The following is an 18,452-nucleotide window of genomic DNA, read 5'->3' on the forward strand; positions in this document are numbered from 1 at the left end:
TATCGGCCTGTCGGGCCGAATGCGGGAGTGGTCGATGGTTCAGGCAAGCAGTCATGCCGCAGGCGGGCAGGGGGCAAAGCGGTCGCTGGGCCTGCTGGTCGCCGCTGTCGGGGTGGTCTATGGCGATATCGGCACCAGCCCGTTGTATACGCTCAAGGAAGTCTTCACCGGCGGCTATGGCGTGCCGGTCAACCATGACGGTGTGCTGGGCATTCTCTCGCTGATCCTCTGGTCATTGCTGTGGGTGGTGTCGTTCAAATACGTGATGTTCATCCTGCGCGCCGACAACCAGGGCGAAGGCGGGACCATGGCCCTGACTGCCCTGGCGCGGCGGGCGGCGGCGCCGTATCCGCTGTTGCGCAAGGTCATCATTGGCTGCGGCTTGATCGGCGCATCGTTGTTCTATGGCGACAGCATGATCACCCCGGCCGTCTCGGTGTTGTCGGCCGTCGAAGGCATGGGGCTGGCCTTCGAGGGCATCGACCACTGGGTGGTGCCGATTTCGCTGGTGGTGCTGGTGGCGCTGTTCGTGGTGCAGAAGCACGGTACCGAGAAGATCGGCAAGCTGTTCGGCCCGGTGATGGTGACCTGGTTCCTGGTCTTGGCGACGCTCGGCCTGTACGGCATCCAGCAAAGCCCGGAAGTGCTCAAGGCGTTCAATCCTGCTTGGGCGGTACGCTTTTTCGTCGTACACCCAGGCATCGGCGTGGCGGTGTTGGGCGCGGTGGTGCTGGCATTGACCGGTGCCGAGGCGCTGTATGCCGACATGGGCCATTTCGGTCGCAAGCCAATTGCCCGCGCCTGGTTCGCCCTGGTGCTGCCGGCGCTGGTGCTCAACTATTTCGGCCAGGGCGCCTTGCTGTTGAACAACCCCGACGCTGCGCGCAACCCGTTCTTCCTGCTGGCGCCAGGCTGGGCGTTGCTGCCGCTGGTGGGCCTGGCCACGCTGTCGACGGTGATTGCGTCGCAAGCCGTGATTTCCGGGGCCTTCTCGTTGACGCGCCAAGCCATCCAGCTGGGCTATATCCCGCGCATGCACATCCAGCACACCTCCAGCGATGAGCAGGGGCAGATCTACATCAGTGCGGTGAACTGGGCCTTGATGGTGGGTGTGGTGCTGCTGGTGATCGGTTTTGAATCCTCCAGTGCCCTGGCAGCGGCGTACGGGGTGGCCGTGACCGGAACCATGCTGATGACCACGATCCTGGTCGCCGTGGTGATGCTGCTGCTGTGGAAGTGGCCACCGTTGCTGGCAGTGCCGATCCTGCTGGGCTTCTTGCTGGTCGATGGGCTGTTCTTCGCCGCCAACCTGCCCAAGGTGCTGCAAGGTGGCGCTTTCCCGGTGCTGGCCGCGATTGTGCTGTTCACCCTCATGAGTACCTGGAAGCGCGGCAAGCAGATTCTGGTCGAGCGGATCGATGAAGCCGCTTTGCCGTTGCCGATCTTCATTGCCAGTATCGGCGTGCAGCCGCCGCACCGCGTCGAAGGCACGGCAGTGTTTCTGACCGCCCGCCCCGATGCCGTTCCGCATGCGCTGTTGCACAATTTGCTGCACAACCAGGTGCTGCATCGCCAAGTGGTGCTGTTGACCGTGGTCAGCGAAGACCGGCCGCGGGTGCCGGCGCAGGAGCGTTTCGAGGTCGAGGACTACGGCGACGGATTCTTCCGGGTGCTGCTGCACTTCGGCTTCATGGACGAGCCGGATGTACCGCAAGCGCTGACCTTGTGTACGCTGGACACGCTGGACTTCACGCCCATGCGCACCACCTACTTCCTCAGCCGCGAAACGGTGATCGCATCACGCCTGGAAGGCATGATGCGCTGGCGCAGCAACCTGTTCGCTTTCATGCTGAAGAATGCCAACGGCAACCTGCGGTTTTTCAACCTGCCGCTGAACCGGGTGATCGAGCTGGGAACCCAGGTCGAGATCTGATCGGGCAGGGCCGGTGCAGCGTGTCTGTGCACCGGCCCTGAGCGCCGTCTTTATTGCTGTTGTTGCTGCGCTGCGGCGGCTTTGCCCTGGCGCGCCTCGATCTCCTTGATCAGGCGCTTGGCCAGTGCCGGGTAGTTTTCGTCGAAGTGATGACCGCCAGGCAGTTTCACCCGCTCACCGACTGCAGTGCTTTCGGTGCAACCGCTTTCGTCGGCCTCTTCCATCCCGTAGATGCACACCACTTTTGCCGCAGGCATCTTGGCCATTTCAGGCCCGGTCGGTGCCTCCTGGCCTTCCTTGCCCAGCCAGCCTTCGACTTCGATCTCGAAGCTGCCGCTGCGGGCGAAGGCCAGCAGGATCACCGCGTCGATACGCTGCTGATCTTCCGGCGAGAGCCGATTGAAGGTAGCAGGCAGCACGTCTGCGCCAAACGAGTAACCGGTCAGCACGAAGCGTTTGGTACCCCATTTCTGCCGGTAGTGATGCATCAGTTCCGAGAGGTCGGCAGCGCTCTGCTCTGGGGTCTTGTGCTGCCAGTAGTAGCGCAGCGTATCGATGCCCACCACGGGGTAGCCCAGTTTGGCCATCTCGCCGGCGACATCGCGGTCCAGGTCACGCCAGCCACCGTCACCCGAGAGGAACAGGGTCACCGTATCGGTGGCCTGACCTGCTGGCACTTCGACCACCGGAATGTTCAGCGAGGAGCCATCGCGCCCGACCAGCACCTGGGTGAGTTGCGACTTGAGCACCTGAGGCAGATGGATGTCGTAGTCGCTAATGCTGGTCTCGGCGTTGGGCTGGTCACGCACGAAGCCTGCGCTGGCGTCATCCGGGTTGTCGTTCCAGGCCACGTTCCAGTGGCCGTGGGCGGCGGTTTTGGGCAGGGGCGAGGTGCAGCTGGGTTGTTCCAGCTTGAAGTCGACGGAAATGGCCCGGGCCTTGTCATCACCTTGTGCCGCCAGCCAGCGCCAGGCCTGTGCCGCGCCCGGACCGATGCCGGCAACCACCGTCGGCGTGGCGCCAAGTTGGGCGATGGCCTGGTCCATGAGCTGCTGCTGCACCGCGCAGTCATCGGTGGGCAACAGCACTTGCACCAGCTGCGCTTCGCCAGCCTGGCTGAGGTCCAGCAGTTGCTTGTCGGTCAGTGCCTGGCCTTTGGGCACACCGATGGCCACATGAGCCTTGGCTTGTACGCCAGGTGTGGCGCGCGCCAGGCTGGTGCCGCCCGGAAGGCTCAGGTGTTCCACGCGGGCCTCGGGCGCAGGCCGGGTCCACAGCCAGAAGGCCAGGCTGGCGGCCGCAGCGGCGACGGCCAGCGCGATCAGCAGGTACAACCAATAGCGTCGGATCATCAACGTTTCACCAATCCAGTCAGGCCGCCCGCAATCAGGGCGGCGGTATCAGCCAGTGCTACCAGCGGGTCGAGCCCGGCCGGCACAGCCATGTAGCGAGGTTCCCAGTCGGGCTGGAACTTGTCCTTGAAGCGCCGCAGGCCCTGGAAGTTGTAAAGCTGTTCGCCGCGCTGGAACACCAACGAGCCCAAACGCTGGGTCAGCGGTGCGCCGCGCCGTGGCTGCAACCCCGACAGCGGCACCATGCCCAAGCTGAAACGGCCGTAGTCATGGCTTTTGTAGTGCAGAATCAGGCCGACCATCATGAATTCCATGGTCAGCTTCGGCGCCTCGGGGTGGGCGCGCATCAGATCCAGGCTGGCCAGCTCATTGCTGTGGGTTTCCAGCAGGTTGGCGAAGGCCACCGGGCGTCCCTGGAAACGGATCAGCGCGATGCGAAAGTGCTTGAGGTAGTCGACGCTGAAGCGGCCCAGCGAAAAGCCTTTCTCGCGCACGTTCTTGCCGTTGAGCCAGGCATCGGAGATGACCTTGAGCTCCTCCATCGGCGCCTGTCCTGGCTCGTGCACTTCCAGGCTCAGGCCGTCTCGGCCGCCCCGGTTCCACGTGTAGCGCAGGTCCTTCATCTCCTTGCCTTTGGCCTCCAGGTCGAAGCGGCGCAAATCGACTCGCGCCTCTTCGCCCAGCTTGATCGCGGTCAGGCCGATGTCCATGTAGAACGGCAGGTTCTCGGCGCGCACTTGATAGAAGACCGGGCGGGCGTGATGCAGGTCGCAGAGGTCACGGAACTGCCAGATCATCTCGGCACGTTCCTGGGCCGGGCCGATCGGGTCATACAGCGCCACCAGGCTGCGCCCACGGCGGGCGTACATGAGGAAGGCATTGTCGTCCGGGTGGAACAGCAGCGCTTTATCGCCGGTCAGGGCCAGCCCGCCATCGGGCTGATCGGAGGCAAGCAGAATGCGCGTGGCGCGTTGCAGCTCCTCTTCATCGGGCAAATGGATGACTGGCCGTGCGGTGCGCAGCAGCCAGGTCAGCGCCACGAACACCAGCAGCACTGCGCTGCCCATGGCGGCGCGCAGGGCGCGAGGTGCGTTGGCATCCAGGGTGAACTGCCACCACAGTTGGTGATTGTAGGGCACGTCCTGATAGGCGAACAGCAGCAGCCAGATCGAGGCACCGACAGCGCAGACGCTGGCCACCAGATACACCGGCGAGAAGGGCAGCTCCAGCAGACGGCTGGGGCGGTAGAACGAACGGCGGAACAGCGCCAGCAGCGCCGCGGTGAATACCAGAATGCTGGCCTCTTCCCAGTCGAAGCCTTTGAGCAGCGAGAGGATCGCGCCCACCAACAACAGCACGGTGGTCAAGAGCCAGGCTGCCGACAGGCGCCGGCGCAGCCCTTGGGCAAGCAACAGGCACAGCACGCCGATCAGGCTGGCACCGAAGTGCGAGGCATCGATCAGCCGGTGCGGGACCAGAAAGCCCATGTGTTCGAGGCGTGTGTCGATTTCCGGTGTCGCGCCAGAGAACAGCAGCACCACCCCGGAAAGAAACACCAGAATCGCCAGCACCGGCGCAGCCAGACCCGAGGCCGCGCGCAGCGCATGCTGGGCGAACAGCAGGCGCCGCGCCTCGTTGATCAGCAGCGCCACGCAGGCCAGCAGCAGGGGCAGCACCACATAGATCAGGCGGTACAGCAGCAGGGCAGCGGCCAAAGGCGCCGCGCCGAGCTGGTCGGCGAAGGCCGCCAGCAAGATGGCCTCGAACACCCCGACACCGCCCGGTACATGGCTGAGCACACCCGCGGCCAGGGCCAGCAGGTAGACCATCAAGAAAGCGCCGAAAGGCGGGGCTTCAGGCAGCAGCAGATAGAGCACGGTGGCCGCAGCGGCGACATCCAGCGCGGTGATCAGCAGTTGCAGCGCAGTCAGCTTGCCGCTAGGCAGTCGCAGGGTGCGCCGGCCTAGCCGCACCAGCAGATTATCCGGGCGTGGTTGCTCGGCCAGCCGCCGCCGGTACAACCCTGCCACCAGCAGTGCAGTCAGCAGCAATACGCCGGTGGCGATGCTGCCCAGCAGCATGGGTGTCAAACCCAGGGCGAGCGAGGCGGACTGCAAGTCGCTCAAGGTGGCCAATGCGGCCAGTGGCGGCAGCGCACACCCCAACGACAGGCTGGCAAACACGGTCATGCGCGCGACTTCCGCCGCCCCCAGGCCATGACGCGCATATAACCGGTAGCGCACCGAACCGCCCGAGAGCATCGACAGGCCAATCGCGTTACCAATGGCAAAAGCGCTGAGCCCGCCCATGACCAGTGTGCGCGCGGGCAGTTGAGTGCCTGCGTAGCGGCAGGCCGACCACTCGTAACCCAGCAGCACTGCGAAACCGACAACGGTGGCGGCGAAGGCACCGATCAGCGCGTTGGCCGGCACACTGAGCATGGCGTCATGCAGGGCATAGATGTCCAGTTCACTCAGCAGGTGTCGGCAGGCAATCAGCGCCATGGCAAACAAGGCCAGGGTGATGGCCAGACCTAGCGGTTGACGGTAGGTGCTCAAGCGCTCGAGCCACGGCAGACGTTGGGCAGCCGCAGGCAACGCTGCGGTCAGCGGGGTGTGCGATTCGGGAGTGGGGGCAGTCATGGATAGCCTCGTGCAGGCAGCGCGAGTGAAGAGCGAGGAGCGGCCAAGTGGAAGTCCCTATGAAAAAGTATCCAGATATTACTCCGGCCATTGGCCGGGAGCGTTAAAGATAGTTCATTCACAGGTATCGGCAGGCGGCTTCAAAACGCGAGGCAGACGGGTGTCGACGAAAACAGGCCACAACGAAAAGCCCCGCACTGTCTTGCGACAGGCGGGGCTTGTTCTGACGAATATGGTTGCGGGAGCCGGATTTGAACCGACGACCTTCGGGTTATGAGCCCGACGAGCTACCAGACTGCTCCATCCCGCGTCAGAGGTGCGCATTCTACAGATTCAATTGGGTGTGTCAAATCTTTTAACGCGTATGCGGCTATTACACCGTTGTGGGCTACTCGGTCGCCCCCACAACGAAAAAAGGCCACTGCGTTAACAGTGGCCTTCTTCTTGAAGCTGGTTGCGGGAGCCGGATTTGAACCGACGACCTTCGGGTTATGAGCCCGACGAGCTACCAGACTGCTCCATCCCGCGTCTGTGGGGCGCATTCTACAGCCCTGCGAGTTGATGGCAAGCACTAATTCATTGATTCACAAGAAATTTTTTCTGAGACAACAAAAAAGGCCACTGGGTTAGCAGTGGCCTTCTTTTTAAAGCTGGTTGCGGGAGCCGGATTTGAACCGACGACCTTCGGGTTATGAGCCCGACGAGCTACCAGACTGCTCCATCCCGCGTCTGTGGAGTTGGATTCTACGGATATTCTTCCAGGTGTCAAGACATTTCCCCAGAAAAGTCTTTCCCTCTCAGAGCTTTAGCGACATTGAGGGTGCGATCCTGCCGACCGTCAGCCTCGGCTAGCAGGGCGCTGGTTGGTCAATCACCCCATGCGCTATGATCTGTATGAATTTACAGTGTCGGTTGTCAGCCATGTCAGTGCGCAAGATCATTCATGTCGATTGTGACTGCTTTTATGCAGCCATCGAAATGCGTGACGACCCCAGTCTGGCAGGTCGGCCAATGGCGGTGGGCGGCTCGGCGGATCGGCGCGGTGTCATTGCCACGTGCAACTACGAGGCCCGTGCCTATGGCGTGCGTTCGGCCATGTCTTCACGCCATGCGCACCAACTGTGCCCCGATCTGCTGATCGTCAAGCCACGTTTCGAGGCCTACCGCGAGGCATCCCGGGAAATTCAGCAGATCTTTCGCGACTACACCGACCTGATCGAGCCGCTGTCGCTCGATGAGGCCTACCTGGATGTGAGCGACAGCCAATGGTTCGCTGGCAGCGCCACGCGAATCGCCGAAGACATTCGCAGGCGCGTCGCCAGAAGCTTGCGCATCACTGTCTCGGCGGGTGTCGCGCCCAACAAGTTCCTGGCCAAGATCGCCAGCGACTGGCGCAAGCCCAATGGCTTGTTCGTCATTACCCCGGCGGAGGTCGAAGCCTTCGTTTGCGCGTTGCCCGTGGCTAGGTTGCACGGTGTGGGCAAGGTCACCGCCGACAAGCTCAGCCGCCTGGGCATCGTGACCTGCGAGGATTTGCGCGCCTGGGCGCGCCTGGCGCTGGTGCGCGAATTCGGCAGCTTCGGCGAACGGCTCTGGGGCTTGGCCCGGGGCATCGACGAGCGCATCGTGCAGGCTGACAGCCGGCGTCAGTCCGTCAGTGTGGAGAACACCTACGACACCGATCTACCCGACCTCGACAGCTGTCTGCAGCGCCTGCCTGAACTGCTGGCCACGCTCACCGAACGTATCGCACGGATGGACAGCAGCTATAAGCCCGGCAAGCCGTTCGTCAAGGTCAAGTTTCACGATTTCAGCCAGACCACCCTTGAGCAGGCAGGTGCGGGGCGCGATTTGCACAGCTATCAGCAACTGCTGAGCCAGGCCTTTGCGCGCGGCGCCAAACCGGTGCGCCTGCTCGGGGTAGGGGTGAGGTTGCTGGATCTGCGCGGTGCCCATGAACAGCTGGAGCTGTTCACGGAGTCGCACGAAGGGTAACGCCTGAACGATTATTGGGCGCCGGGATCGGCGACCAGGCGGCCAGTCTGCTTGGCCAGGGCGCGAACCAGCTCGCTTTGCAGTTCAGGGTCGTTGCGGGTGAGCTCGATCAGGCTCTGCTCAAGCTCGCTCGCTTCTTCCTCCAGGCCCAGCTCGGACAGGCGCTTGACGCGGTGCACCCATTGGCCGACATCGTCGTCTTCAAGGTCATCGAAAATCAGCTGGTGAGCTTCGAGCAGCTTGCCGCGCAGGTTGCTGCCCAGTAACAGGCTGGCATCGCCACGCACGCCGTTGTCTTCATCGAGTACTTGCAGGTGCAGGGTGCCGATGTGCTTCAGGTTCTGCTCCGAGAACGGGCTGTCGAGCAGGTTCAGGCGCAGGATACCGCCCCGGTCAGTGGTCAATTCGTGATTGACCTTGCCCGCCTTGACCTCGACCAGGCGCTCGCTCCAGGGCAGGCTGGTGAACTCCTCGCGCCGCTCCTTCTGCACTTCGCTGATGCCTGCCAGGTTCTGCTGCGCGCGGCCGTTGGACTGCACGTTCATGAACGGGTTGAGCCCGGCGATGCCGTATTCCAACCAGTCATGGGTGACACTGTCTGGCAAGTGGCCGAAAGTGATCAGGTTGACCACATTGGCACCTGCACCGGCGACCACCGCTACCGCTCCGAGGGGTATCTCGTAGATTTCCCGCCAGGGCTGGTAAGGGGTGTAGCGGTCGTAGTGGCGAGTCACCTCGAACTCCGTAACCTCGAAACGCTTCTGCTCGGTAATGCGCACGCGCCGTTGCGGCAACTCCATCACTTTGGGGTCGCCCACATCGATGTGCAGGTTGTGCTCGAGCAGTTTGCGCTCGACACGGTCTTCATGGTCACTGCGTTGCGACATCTGATTGGCACAGCCGCCGAGCAGCAGGGCGCCGCTGAGCGCGGCGCCCCCCAAGGTAAAGGTACTTCGCTTGAACATGGTCACCCAGGCGTTGGCTATCAGCGGCGGACTCGCGCTTGCAGGAAGGTCAGCACCTCATTGATCGCCAGCGGTTGGGCGTCCTGTTCGGTGCGGTGCTTGTACTCCAGATTGCCCTCGGCGAGCGAACGGTCGCTGATGACGATGCGGTGCGGGATGCCGATCAGCTCCATGTCGGCAAACTTGTTGCCGGGGCTGGTCTTCTTGTCACGGTCGTCGAGCAGCACTTCGAAGCCTGCAGCTGTCAGCTCGGCATACAGCCTGTCAGTGGCTTCACGAACCGCCTCGGTTTCATAGCGCAGCGGCACCAAGGCGATCTGGAACGGGGCCAGGGCGTCGTTCCAGATGATGCCTTTGTCGTCATGGCTCTGCTCGATGGCTGCCGCTACGACGCGCGACACGCCAATACCGTAGCAGCCCATCGACAGCATGACCGGTTTGCCGTTTTCACCCAGCACCTGACACTTGAGCGCTTCGCTGTACTTGGTACCGAGCTGGAAGATATGGCCCACTTCGATGCCGCGCTTGATGACCAGGGTGCCCTGGCCGTCCGGGCTCGGATCGCCGGCGACTACATTACGCAGGTCGGCGACTTGTGGAACGGGCAGGTCGCGCTCCCAGTTGACGCCGAAGTAGTGCTTGTCATCGATGTTCGCGCCCACGCCGAAGTCGCTCATCAAGGCGACCGAACGGTCGATGATGCACTCCAGCGGCAGGTTCAGCGGGCCGAGCGAACCTGCGCCTGCGCCAATGGCGGTGCGCAGGTCATCTTCGGTGGCCATGACCAGTGGCTCGGCAACCTGCTCGAGCTTGACGGCCTTGATCTCGTTCAGCTCGTGGTCGCCGCGCACGATCAGCGCGATCAGCTTGCCTTCTTCGGCGCCGCGCACGATCAGGGTCTTGACGGTCTTCTCGATCGGCACGCCGTGCTGCTCGACCAGTTGAGCGATGGTCTTGGCATGTGGCGTGTCGACCAGGCGCAGCGCTTCGGTTGGCGCAGGACGCACGGTTTCGCGCGGGATGGCTTCGGCCTTCTCGATATTGGCGGCGTAGTCGGAGCTGTCGCTGAAGATCACATCGTCTTCGCCCGAAGAGGCCAGCACGTGGAACTCATGGGAGTAGCTCCCACCGATCGAGCCGGTGTCGGCCTGCACGGGGCGGAAATCCAGGCCCAGGCGGGTGAACACATTGGTGTAGGCCTGGTGCATGCGGTCGTAGGTGTCTTGCAGCGACGTTTGATCTGCATGGAAGGAATAGGCGTCCTTCATGATGAATTCGCGGCCGCGCATCAGGCCAAACCGCGGACGGATTTCGTCACGGAACTTGGTCTGGATCTGGTACAGGTTCAGCGGCAGTTGCTTGTAGCTGGACAGCTCATTGCGCGCCAGGTCGGTGATGACCTCTTCGTGGGTCGGGCCGACGCAGAACTCGCGGTTGTGACGGTCCCTGATGCGCAGCAGCTCAGGGCCGTACTGTTCCCAGCGGCCGGATTCCTGCCACAGCTCGGCAGGCTGCACGCTAGGCATCAGCACTTCCAGAGCGCCGGCGGCGTTCATTTCCTCGCGGACCACGTTCTCGACCTTGCGCATGACCCGCAGGCCCATGGGCAGCCAGGTGTACAGGCCGGAGGCCAGCTTGCGGATCATGCCGGCACGCAGCATGAGCTGGTGGCTGATGACGACCGCGTCGGCAGGGGTTTCTTTTTGAGTGGCGAGCAAGAATTGACTGGTGCGCATGGGGAGCCGTGTCGATTGCCTGAGTGTTTGAAATGACCCGCATTGTACGGGCGGGGAGGGAAGGCGTACAGGATGCCCCACAGGCCCTGTGTTGTCAGCCATCAAAAGCCAGCCAAGAAAAAGCCCGGCAGATGCCGGGCCTTCTCGGGTGCAGAGCATTGCAAGCCAGGGCTTACAGGATGCTCAGCGGGTACTCGACGATCAGGCGCAGTTCGTCGATCGAAGCCGAACCGTAGTAAACGCCATCGGAGGAGCGGTAGGTGGCCTGGCGGACACGGAAGCTCAGGTCCTTGGCCGGGCCCTGCTGCAGGACGTATTTGACGTCGATGTCGCGTTCCCATTCCTTGCCGCTGTTGGTGCCTTCAACGTGGGCGTCATAACCGCGGATGTAACGGGTCATGAAGGTCAGACCAGGTACGCCGTACTCGGCCAGGTTCAGGTCGTAGCGAGCCTGCCAGGATTTTTCGTTCTCGGCGTTGAAGTCCGAACGGGCCACGGAGTTGGCCAGGAAGATCGAGCCGCCGCCGTCTACGCCGTAGGCGTAGTCGCCATCACCGGTTACACGCTGGTGCGCCAGGGTGAAGGTGTGTGCGCCAATTTTGTACGCACCGGACAGGCTGTAGGCGGTGTTGTCGAGCTTGTCACCGTCAAAGGCTCTGACTTCGTTCGAGCCGTCGCCCTTGGTGTTGTAGACGTTGAAGTCGAACACCAGGCCTTGGTTGTCGGAAATCGGCAGTGCCCAGTTCACGTTGCCGTACCACTTGCGCCAGTAGTCTTCGACATTGGAGTGGTAGACGCTGGCAGACAGGCCGTCGGTGATGGCGTAGGTACCGCCGATGACGTCAGCTTCTTTCAGGTTGAGGCTGTCGTGGCCAGTGCGGTTCTGGGCGTTCAGGCCGGTGAAACGACCTGCTTGCAGGGTCAGACCCTTGATTTCGTTGCTGGTGATCAGCGCGCCTTCAGCGACTTCTGGCAGCAAGCGGCTGTCATCGGTAGCGAAGACAGGCATTGCGGTGAACTGGTTGCCGACTTTCAGTACGGTGTCGGAAACGCGGAACTTGATTGCAGCGCCGCCTTCGGAGAACTCATCCTGCGAACGGCCATCAGAGCCGCTCGGGAACATGCCGGTGCCTGCACGACCCTTGCCGCTGTCGAGCTTCAGGCCAAGCATGCCGATGGCGTCGACGCCGACACCCACGGTGCCTTGGGTGAAGCCGGATTCGTAAGTACCGACGAAGCCCAGGCCGGTTTCTTCCACGCGGCTTTTGCCACTTTCGTTATTGCGGAAGTCGCGGCTGAAATACAGCATGCGAGTCTTGACGTTGAGCTTGCTGTCTTCGATGAAACCTTTGGATTCGTCTTGCGAAGAGGCGATTGCCAGCTGCGAGGTCCCTGCCGCAACGGCCAGGGCGATCATGCTCCACTTCATCACGCGCATCGTGATTTGCTCCTTTGGTTTTAGGAAGAGTACCGCTGCGCCCGGTTTTTTAGTTATTGGGGCAGCTCTTTCTTGTTATGTCGGCGTGGAGGTATAGCACGCCAACTTGTACTTTGCGATACAGCGAAATCAACCTGTTCAGCCGTGACTTGTATCGAGTAGAAACAACTGTTTCAGGTTATGCATCGACCGCTTTCCAGTGCTGCCCGACAACGTTTTGTTCGAGTCCACCGAAGGTTGAATCGAGCGCAAACACGGCCAGGCACATTGGTGTTTCAAGAATCTCTCAGTGCCACCTGCTGTCTAAGGGGTGGCGCCCGAGCTTGCTGGAAGCGAATGCAACAAGCGTGCTCATTTTCACATTCTCTTGATGTTTTTTTCACATCCGAGCTGTGCAAGGGCTGGGAGGGCCGTGTTTTCAAGGGTTTTCCAGGGGGTTGGTATACCGGATTGTCGTGTTTCGGCCAGTGTCAACACCTTGAGGGAAGTCAATGTGTTACCGGTGCTTGTTGAGGTTGAGTAGTTTATGCAGCTCTGCCTGTACTTGATTCTCATTAGCGGCGCCGCGTTGGTGCGAAAAGTAGCGACTGTTACCCTTATCGGTGCATGAAGCGTTTCGGCTGCCCGCTTTTGGGGCGCGGGTGGGGCTTGGCGGCTGTGATCATGTGTTGATTCGCCAGCCACGGTATCCTCCCAGCCGTTACGTAGCCCTTACGGCCATTGGTTAAGGAGAGTGTCTGTGTTTGTCCTGGATTCGCGTTTGCAACAGGATTCGATCGAGTTGGGCCATCTTGAGTTGTGCAGTGTGCTGCTCAGCAAGGATGCCAACTACCCGTGGTTCATCCTGGTGCCGCGTCGGCCAGAGGTGAGTGAGCTGTTCGACCTGGATGAGGCCGACCAGCATCAGTTGTGGCAGGAGACCACCCAGTTGGCCCAGGCCCTGAAATCCGCCTACGGCGCTGCCAAGATGAACGTCGCCACATTGGGCAATGTGGTAAGCCAGCTGCACATGCATGTGATTGTGCGCAAGCGTGACGACGCCGCCTGGCCTGCACCGGTATGGGGGCGTGTGCCTGCCATCGAGTATGCCGCCGAGCAGGTGCAGGCTACGCGTGCACGCCTCAAGGACCTGCTGGGCAAGGATTTCACCGAGGTTCGCAATGACGCTTGAGAATCAGGTCATCGAGCTGGAAACCCGTCAGGCCTTTCAGGACGACAACCTGCAGACGCTGAACCAGGTGGTGTTCGAGCAGGCACGGAAGATCGAACGCTTGCAGCAACAGATGCAACATCTGCTCAAGCGTTATGACGATCTGGTGGGGCAGATGGGTGTCGAAGGCGACGAAGCGCCGCCGCCGCATTATTGAGCGCAGTGGCGACTGAGCGCCGTGGGCGATGCGCGGCGCGGTATCGAGCCAGGCATCGCCCACGGCGCTTGGGGGTCAGCGCCGATTGATGGCGATCACGTCTTCGGCTTGCAGGCCTTTGTCGCGGTGCATGACCGAGAACTCCACGCGTTGCCCTTCGACCAGGACGCGATGGCCTTCGCCACGAATGGCGCGGAAGTGCACGAAGATGTCGTCGCCAGAGTCGCGCGAGATGAAGCCGAAGCCTTTGGAGGTGTTGAACCACTTGACCGTGCCGGTATCGCGACCGTTGTCTTCGGTGGCAGGGGTCTGGCCGCTGCTGTAGGCCTTGCGCGGCTTGCGCACGAATCCGACGGCCAGGTGCACGGCAACGGCCAGGGTGGCGCAGAGCAGGGCGGGCACATTGCCCAGTTCGGGGCGAGCCAGCAATGTCACGGTTTGCAGGATGACGGCCAGCACCAGCAGCGTGCTGGCAAGGCGTTGCAGGTGTTGCCGCGCCCCGCGATAGTACATCGGGAACACAGGGGCCAGCAGCAGGTTGAGCAGGCCGAGCAGAACCAGGTAACCGGCTTTATAGGCTTCAGGTTGTTGCAGGAACGGTAGGGTTTCAGTTCTGAGGCTTGGGATCGAGGCAAGCAGCAGTGCTGCAACGCCCGTCACCAGATGGACGATCTTGAACATGGGGTGGGCTCACATTGATAAGGTCAATCACAGGAAGAGCTGGTAGCGCGGTGCGCAGGGATATAGGCGCGATCACATGGCAGTCCAGCCTATGCACCCGGCATTGACAATCCGCACGGGTGGCACGCTGCCTATTTAACCGTAAAGACGCCGGCTTCTCAAACCATAGGGTGCGGCGATTGGCGCAAGGTCGGGAACCCGACAGGCGTCGGCAAGTCTTGATACAGTATTGGCTTGATCATCAAGCGTTCTGCAAAAGGGGAGATCCATGGCAATTGATATCGGTATTAATGAAGACGATCGCAAGGCCATCGTCGATGGCCTGTCGCGGCTGCTGTCGGACACCTATGTGCTGTACCTGAAAACCCACAATTTTCACTGGAACGTGACCGGCCCTGCGTTCCGCACCCTGCACCTGATGTTCGAGGAGCAGTACAACGAGCTGGCGCTGGCGGTCGATGCCATTGCCGAACGTATTCGTGCCCTGGGCTTCCCGGCGCCTGGCTCGTACGCCTTCTATGCCCGCCACTCCTCGATCAGCGAAGAAGAAGGCGTGCCTTCGGCCGACGAGATGATTCGTCAGTTGGTGCAAGGCCAGGAGGCGGTGACGCGTACGGCGCGCAGCGTGTTCCCCGAGGTCGAGAAGGTCAGCGACGAGCCGACCGCTGACCTGCTGACCCAGCGCATGCAAGTCCATGAAAAAACCGCATGGATGCTGCGCGCCCTGCTCGAAGGCAAATAGGCCTTCGTCAGGTCGACGCGTGACAGGCGTCTTCAAGTGCCCGGCCTGAGTGATCAGGCCGGGCACTTTCGTATCGGGCGCAAATACTTCCCGCTGCATCCTCTGAAAGCTTCGAGGCCTGATTGGCCAACGCCCGCGGCTTGAGGCGGGTTTCTCGAGTGAGGAGGTAAGCGATGGAGGCAAGGGCGGTGATACCCCGGCAGGCGGCACTACAGCGGGGCTGGCCAGGCAAGCAATGCATCGACCCGTTCGCGATGGACTTCGACATGCAGCGTGCGTGTCCGGTGTCGCGCTCGGTCCGGCTCAATGGGTTCTCGACGTGTCTGAGGCTTGAGCGGGTGTATTGGCACATTCTCGACCGGATCGCCGACGCCAATCGATGTTCGGTCAGTGCAGTGTTGTCTTATCTGGATCGTGAAGTGCATTTGCGCCATGGTGGCGTCAGAAACTTCAGTGGGTTGGTCAGGGTGGTTTGCGTCGCCTGGCTGCTGGACCCGCCAGACGTGCAGTGAACAGGAAGCTGCACGGCACTCTTTAACCCTATATAATCCGCGTTTTTGGCTGCTCCGGCAGTCAGCGTTGTGGTTGATGAGAAACGTCGATGCCCCTTTATGACTATCAATGCGCCGCCTGCAACCATCAGTTGGAGGCGCTGCAGAAAATCAGTGCAGCGCCACTGACCGATTGCCCGGCTTGCCAGGCGCCTGAACTGAAGAAGCAGTTGTCCGTGCCGGGGTTCCGCCTCGGCGGTGCCGGTTGGTACGAGACCGATTTCAAGACCGGCGCCAAGAAGAACCTGGCCAGCGGCGACACGTCCGACTGAGTTGAATTGCAGTGACAAGGTCTTGCAGTATGGGCCTCGAGCCAGCAAGACCCACCGAATACACGATCACGAGAAGCGAAACCACCATCATGATGCGCAGCCACTATTGCGGCCAACTGAACGAGAGCCTGGACGGCCAGGAAGTCACCCTTTGCGGCTGGGTCCATCGTCGCCGCGACCACGGCGGGGTGATCTTCCTCGATATCCGTGACCGCGAGGGCCTGGCCCAGGTCGTCTTCGATCCCGATCGCGCCGACACCTTCGCCGCCGCCGATCGCGTGCGCAGCGAGTATGTCGTGCAGATCACCGGCAAGGTCCGCCTGCGGCCGGCCGGTGCCGTCAACGCCAACATGACCTCCGGCGCCATCGAGGTGCTGGGTTATGAACTGACGGTGCTGAACGAAGCCGAAACGCCGCCATTCCCGCTCAACGAATTCTCTGACGTAGGCGAAGAAACCCGCCTGCGCTACCGCTTCATCGACCTGCGCCGTCCGGAAATGGCCGACAAGCTGCGTCTGCGTTCGCGCATCACCAGCAGCATCCGCCGCTTCCTCGATGACAACGGTTTCCTTGATGTCGAGACGCCGATCCTCACCCGCGCCACGCCAGAGGGCGCTCGTGATTACCTGGTGCCCAGCCGCACCCACGCCGGCAGCTTCTTCGCCTTGCCGCAATCGCCGCAGCTGTTCAAGCAGTTGCTCATGGTCGCGGGCTTTGACCGCTACTACCAGATTGCCAAGTGCTTCCGCGACGAAGACCTGCGCGCCGACCGCCAGCCGGAATTCACCCAGATCGACATCGAGACCAGCTTCCTCGATGAAGCCGAGATCATGGGCCTGACCGAGAGCATGATCCGCAAGCTGTTCAAGGAAGTGCTCGATCTGGAGTTCGGTGACTTCCCGCACATGACCTTCGAAGAAGCCATGCGCCGTTATGGCTCCGACAAACCAGACCTGCGCAACCCGCTGGAACTGGTCGACGTTGCCGATCAGCTCAAGGACGTGGACTTCAAGGTCTTCAGCGGCCCGGCCAACGATCCCAAGTGCCGCGTCACCGCGCTGCGTCTGCCGGGCGGCGCCAGCATGCCGCGCAGCCGCATTGACGAGTACACCAAGTTCGTCGGCATCTATGGTGCCCGGGGTCTGGCGTACATCAAGGTCAACGAGCGCGCCAAGGGCGTCGAAGGCCTGCAGTCGCCGATCGTCAAGAACATCCCGGAAGCCAACCTCAATGTGATCCTGGATCGCGTGGGCGCGGTAGACGGCGACATCGTCTTCTTCGGTGCCGACAAGTTCAAAGTGGTCAGCGAAGCGCTGGGCGCCTTGCGTATTCGTCTGGGTCACGACTTCGAGCTGCTGACCTGCGAGTGGGCACCGATGTGGGTCGTCGACTTCCCGATGTTCGAGGAAAACGAAGACGGCAGCTTCAGCGCACTGCACCACCCCTTCACCGCGCCCAAGTGCTCGCCTGAAGAGCTGGAGGCCAATCCGGCTACCGCACTGTCGCGTGCCTATGACATGGTGCTCAACGGCACCGAGCTGGGTGGCGGTTCGATCCGTATTCACCGCAAGGAAATGCAGCAGGCCGTGTTCCGCCTGCTGGGTATCGAGGCGGCCGAGCAGGAAGAGAAGTTCGGCTTCCTCCTCGATGCGCTCAAGTTCGGTGCACCGCCCCATGGCGGTCTGGCCTTCGGCCTCGATCGCCTGGTGATGCTGATGACCGGCGCCCAGTCGATTCGCGAAGTGATCGCCTTCCCGAAAACCCAGAGCGCGGCGTGCGTCATGACCCAAGCGCCGGGGCTGGTGGATGCCAAGGCGCTGCGCGAACTGCACATCCGCCTGCGCGAACAGACCAAAGTCGAGTAAGCGCAGCACCGGGGGTGCTACCTGAAATGGGTGCACTCCCGTACAACCTGCAGGTTTCCCGTTCCGCCCCGTTCAGGGGCGGGGCTGTTTCTGTTTCAAGGATTTGGAGTCGTTATGGCTGGTCATTCCAAGTGGGCGAACATCAAGCACCGCAAAGAGCGCCAGGATGCCAAGAGAGGCAAGGTATTCACCAAGTGGATCCGTGAGCTGACCGTCGCTGCCAAGCAAGGCGGCGGCGATCCGGCCTCCAACCCGCGTCTGCGTCTGGCCCTGGACAAGGCGCTGGGTGCCAACATGAGCCGGGACATCATCGATCGCGCCGTGGCGCGTGGCGCTGGCACCAATGAAAGCGACAATGTCGAAGAGCTGAGCTACGAGGGCTATGGCCCGGGCGGTGTGGCGATCCTGGTCGAGGCCATGACCGACAACCGCAATCGCACGGCTGCAGCGGTTCGTCATGCGTTTTCCAAGTGCGGCGGCAACCTGGGCACCGACGGGTCGGTGGCCTATCTGTTCGAGCGCAAGGGCCAGATCAGCTTCGCTTCAGGCGTGGATGAAGATTCGCTGATGGAAGCCGCGATGGAAGCGGATGCTGACGATGTGGTTGCCAACGACGACGGCTCGTTCGATGTGTTTGCCTCGTTCAACAGCTTCTACGCCGTGCGTACGGCGTTGGATGAAGCCGGCTTCAAGGCTGCCGACGCAGAGATCGTGATGCTCCCCACGACCAGTGCCGAACTGGATCAGGACGGTGCCGAGAAAGTATTGAAATTGATCGACATGCTGGAAGATCTCGACGACGTTCAAAACGTCTACTCCAACGCGCAGATCTCCGATGAGGTCATGGAGCAGTTGGGTTGACGTCCACAGGCGGGTGGGCAGCGCACTGCACCTCATGCGCTGCCCGCCCGCC

14 protein-coding genes, 3 tRNA genes and 2 pseudogenes are annotated in these 18,452 nt (G+C 61.8%); 9 read left to right on the plus strand and 10 right to left on the minus strand.

Annotated features, from left to right (window positions below):
- Window positions 1-34 precede the first annotated feature (34 nt).
- Window positions 35-1,933: a potassium transporter Kup gene (locus SJI00_RS00655; protein ID WP_322459848.1), complete on the plus strand. Its 1,899-nt coding sequence runs from the start codon at window positions 35-37 to the stop codon at window positions 1,931-1,933.
- 50 nt (window positions 1,934-1,983) lie between these two features.
- On the opposite strand, the gene SJI00_RS00660 is transcribed toward SJI00_RS00655, so the two are convergent.
- The 5 genes from SJI00_RS00660 to SJI00_RS00680 form a co-directional block, all read right to left on the minus strand.
- Window positions 1,984-3,285, minus strand: a complete 1,302-nt coding sequence (locus tag SJI00_RS00660) for a virulence factor family protein (protein ID WP_322459849.1) — start codon at window positions 3,283-3,285, stop codon at window positions 1,984-1,986.
- On the minus strand, window positions 3,285-5,927 hold the full coding sequence (gene mprF / locus SJI00_RS00665) for a bifunctional lysylphosphatidylglycerol flippase/synthetase MprF (protein WP_322459850.1): 2,643 nt from the start codon (window positions 5,925-5,927) through the stop codon (window positions 3,285-3,287). The genes SJI00_RS00660 and mprF overlap by 1 nt, the downstream gene beginning before the upstream one ends.
- A gap of 233 nt (window positions 5,928-6,160) precedes the next feature.
- Window positions 6,161-6,237: transfer RNA gene (locus SJI00_RS00670), tRNA-Met, on the minus strand.
- A gap of 141 nt (window positions 6,238-6,378) precedes the next feature.
- Window positions 6,379-6,455, minus strand: a tRNA-Met gene (locus tag SJI00_RS00675).
- 123 nt (window positions 6,456-6,578) lie between these two features.
- Window positions 6,579-6,655: transfer RNA gene (locus tag SJI00_RS00680), tRNA-Met, on the minus strand.
- Between the two features lie 199 nt (window positions 6,656-6,854).
- On the opposite strand from SJI00_RS00680, the gene dinB reads away from it, so the two are divergent.
- Entirely contained in the window at window positions 6,855-7,922 is a 1,068-nt protein-coding gene (gene dinB, locus SJI00_RS00685) for a DNA polymerase IV (protein WP_322460445.1), read from the plus strand.
- 11 nt (window positions 7,923-7,933) lie between these two features.
- Here dinB and SJI00_RS00690 read toward each other — a convergent pair whose 3' ends face one another.
- The 3 genes from SJI00_RS00690 to SJI00_RS00700 all read right to left on the minus strand — a co-directional run bounded on the left by SJI00_RS00690 (window position 7,934) and on the right by SJI00_RS00700 (window position 12,061).
- On the minus strand, window positions 7,934-8,887 hold the full coding sequence (locus SJI00_RS00690) for a hypothetical protein (RefSeq protein ID WP_322459851.1): 954 nt from the start codon (window positions 8,885-8,887) through the stop codon (window positions 7,934-7,936).
- Between the two features lie 20 nt (window positions 8,888-8,907).
- The gene (locus tag SJI00_RS00695; protein WP_322459852.1) at window positions 8,908-10,623 is read right to left on the minus strand and encodes a proline--tRNA ligase; all 1,716 of its coding nucleotides are present in this window, start codon (window positions 10,621-10,623) and stop codon (window positions 8,908-8,910) included.
- A gap of 172 nt (window positions 10,624-10,795) precedes the next feature.
- Window positions 10,796-12,061, minus strand: a complete 1,266-nt coding sequence (locus SJI00_RS00700) for an OprD family porin (protein ID WP_322459853.1) — start codon at window positions 12,059-12,061, stop codon at window positions 10,796-10,798.
- Between the two features lie 739 nt (window positions 12,062-12,800).
- Here SJI00_RS00700 and SJI00_RS00705 point away from each other — a divergent pair.
- Together SJI00_RS00705 and SJI00_RS00710 are read left to right on the plus strand one after the other, a co-directional pair.
- Entirely contained in the window at window positions 12,801-13,232 is a 432-nt protein-coding gene (locus SJI00_RS00705; RefSeq protein ID WP_322459854.1) for an HIT domain-containing protein, read from the plus strand.
- Complete coding sequence (locus tag SJI00_RS00710) at window positions 13,222-13,428, plus strand: SlyX family protein (protein WP_322459855.1); 207 nt, start codon at window positions 13,222-13,224, stop codon at window positions 13,426-13,428. Before SJI00_RS00705 ends, SJI00_RS00710 begins: the two co-directional genes overlap by 11 nt.
- Before the next feature lie 75 nt (window positions 13,429-13,503).
- Here the strand turns inward: SJI00_RS00710 and SJI00_RS22470 are convergent.
- A pseudogene (locus SJI00_RS22470) lies at window positions 13,504-13,713 on the minus strand (cold shock domain-containing protein); the annotation flags it as partial.
- Window positions 13,714-13,794: 81 nt separating this feature from the next.
- Window positions 13,795-14,109 (minus strand): annotated as a pseudogene (locus tag SJI00_RS22475) (cold shock domain-containing protein membrane protein); the annotation flags it as partial.
- 268 nt (window positions 14,110-14,377) lie between these two features.
- Between SJI00_RS22475 and SJI00_RS00720 the strand changes: the two are divergent.
- The 5 genes from SJI00_RS00720 (at window position 14,378) to SJI00_RS00740 (ending at window position 18,400) form a co-directional block, all read left to right on the plus strand.
- Window positions 14,378-14,851, plus strand: a complete 474-nt coding sequence (locus SJI00_RS00720; protein ID WP_322459857.1) for a Dps family protein — start codon at window positions 14,378-14,380, stop codon at window positions 14,849-14,851.
- Between the two features lie 173 nt (window positions 14,852-15,024).
- A complete protein-coding gene (locus SJI00_RS00725; RefSeq protein WP_322459858.1) occupies window positions 15,025-15,363 on the plus strand; it encodes a ribbon-helix-helix domain-containing protein in 339 nt (112 codons plus the stop codon).
- Window positions 15,364-15,452: 89 nt separating this feature from the next.
- The gene (locus tag SJI00_RS00730) at window positions 15,453-15,674 is read left to right on the plus strand and encodes an FmdB family zinc ribbon protein (RefSeq protein ID WP_312935317.1); all 222 of its coding nucleotides are present in this window, start codon (window positions 15,453-15,455) and stop codon (window positions 15,672-15,674) included.
- 89 nt (window positions 15,675-15,763) lie between these two features.
- Window positions 15,764-17,539, plus strand: a complete 1,776-nt coding sequence (gene aspS / locus SJI00_RS00735; protein ID WP_322460446.1) for an aspartate--tRNA ligase — start codon at window positions 15,764-15,766, stop codon at window positions 17,537-17,539.
- A 114-nt stretch (window positions 17,540-17,653) separates the two neighbouring features.
- Window positions 17,654-18,400, plus strand: a complete 747-nt coding sequence (locus SJI00_RS00740; protein ID WP_322459859.1) for a YebC/PmpR family DNA-binding transcriptional regulator — start codon at window positions 17,654-17,656, stop codon at window positions 18,398-18,400.
- Window positions 18,401-18,452: the final 52 nt, after the last annotated feature.

It is taken from the genome of Pseudomonas gebzensis, assembly GCF_034427815.1.
Lineage (GTDB): Bacteria > Pseudomonadota > Gammaproteobacteria > Pseudomonadales > Pseudomonadaceae > Aquipseudomonas.

Excerpts from the sequence above, each read along its gene's own strand:
- SJI00_RS00660 (WP_322459849.1), bottom strand. The coding sequence starts at position 3,285 with ATGATCCGACGCTATTGGTTGTACCTGCTGATCGCGCTGGCCGTCGCC.
- SJI00_RS00690 (WP_322459851.1), bottom strand. The coding sequence starts at position 8,887 with ATGTTCAAGCGAAGTACCTTTACCTTGGGGGGCGCCGCGCTCAGCGGC.
- SJI00_RS00700 (WP_322459853.1), bottom strand. The coding sequence starts at position 12,061 with ATGCGCGTGATGAAGTGGAGCATGATCGCCCTGGCCGTTGCGGCAGGG.
- SJI00_RS00710 (WP_322459855.1), top strand. The coding sequence starts at position 13,222 with ATGACGCTTGAGAATCAGGTCATCGAGCTGGAAACCCGTCAGGCCTTT.
- SJI00_RS00740 (WP_322459859.1), top strand. The coding sequence starts at position 17,654 with ATGGCTGGTCATTCCAAGTGGGCGAACATCAAGCACCGCAAAGAGCGC.
- SJI00_RS00730 (WP_312935317.1), top strand. The coding sequence starts at position 15,453 with ATGCCCCTTTATGACTATCAATGCGCCGCCTGCAACCATCAGTTGGAG.
- SJI00_RS00720 (WP_322459857.1), top strand. The coding sequence starts at position 14,378 with ATGGCAATTGATATCGGTATTAATGAAGACGATCGCAAGGCCATCGTC.
- aspS (WP_322460446.1), top strand. The coding sequence starts at position 15,764 with ATGATGCGCAGCCACTATTGCGGCCAACTGAACGAGAGCCTGGACGGC.
- SJI00_RS00655 (WP_322459848.1), top strand. The coding sequence starts at position 35 with ATGGTTCAGGCAAGCAGTCATGCCGCAGGCGGGCAGGGGGCAAAGCGG.
- mprF (WP_322459850.1), bottom strand. The coding sequence starts at position 5,927 with ATGACTGCCCCCACTCCCGAATCGCACACCCCGCTGACCGCAGCGTTG.
- SJI00_RS00725 (WP_322459858.1), top strand. The coding sequence starts at position 15,025 with ATGGAGGCAAGGGCGGTGATACCCCGGCAGGCGGCACTACAGCGGGGC.
- SJI00_RS00695 (WP_322459852.1), bottom strand. The coding sequence starts at position 10,623 with ATGCGCACCAGTCAATTCTTGCTCGCCACTCAAAAAGAAACCCCTGCC.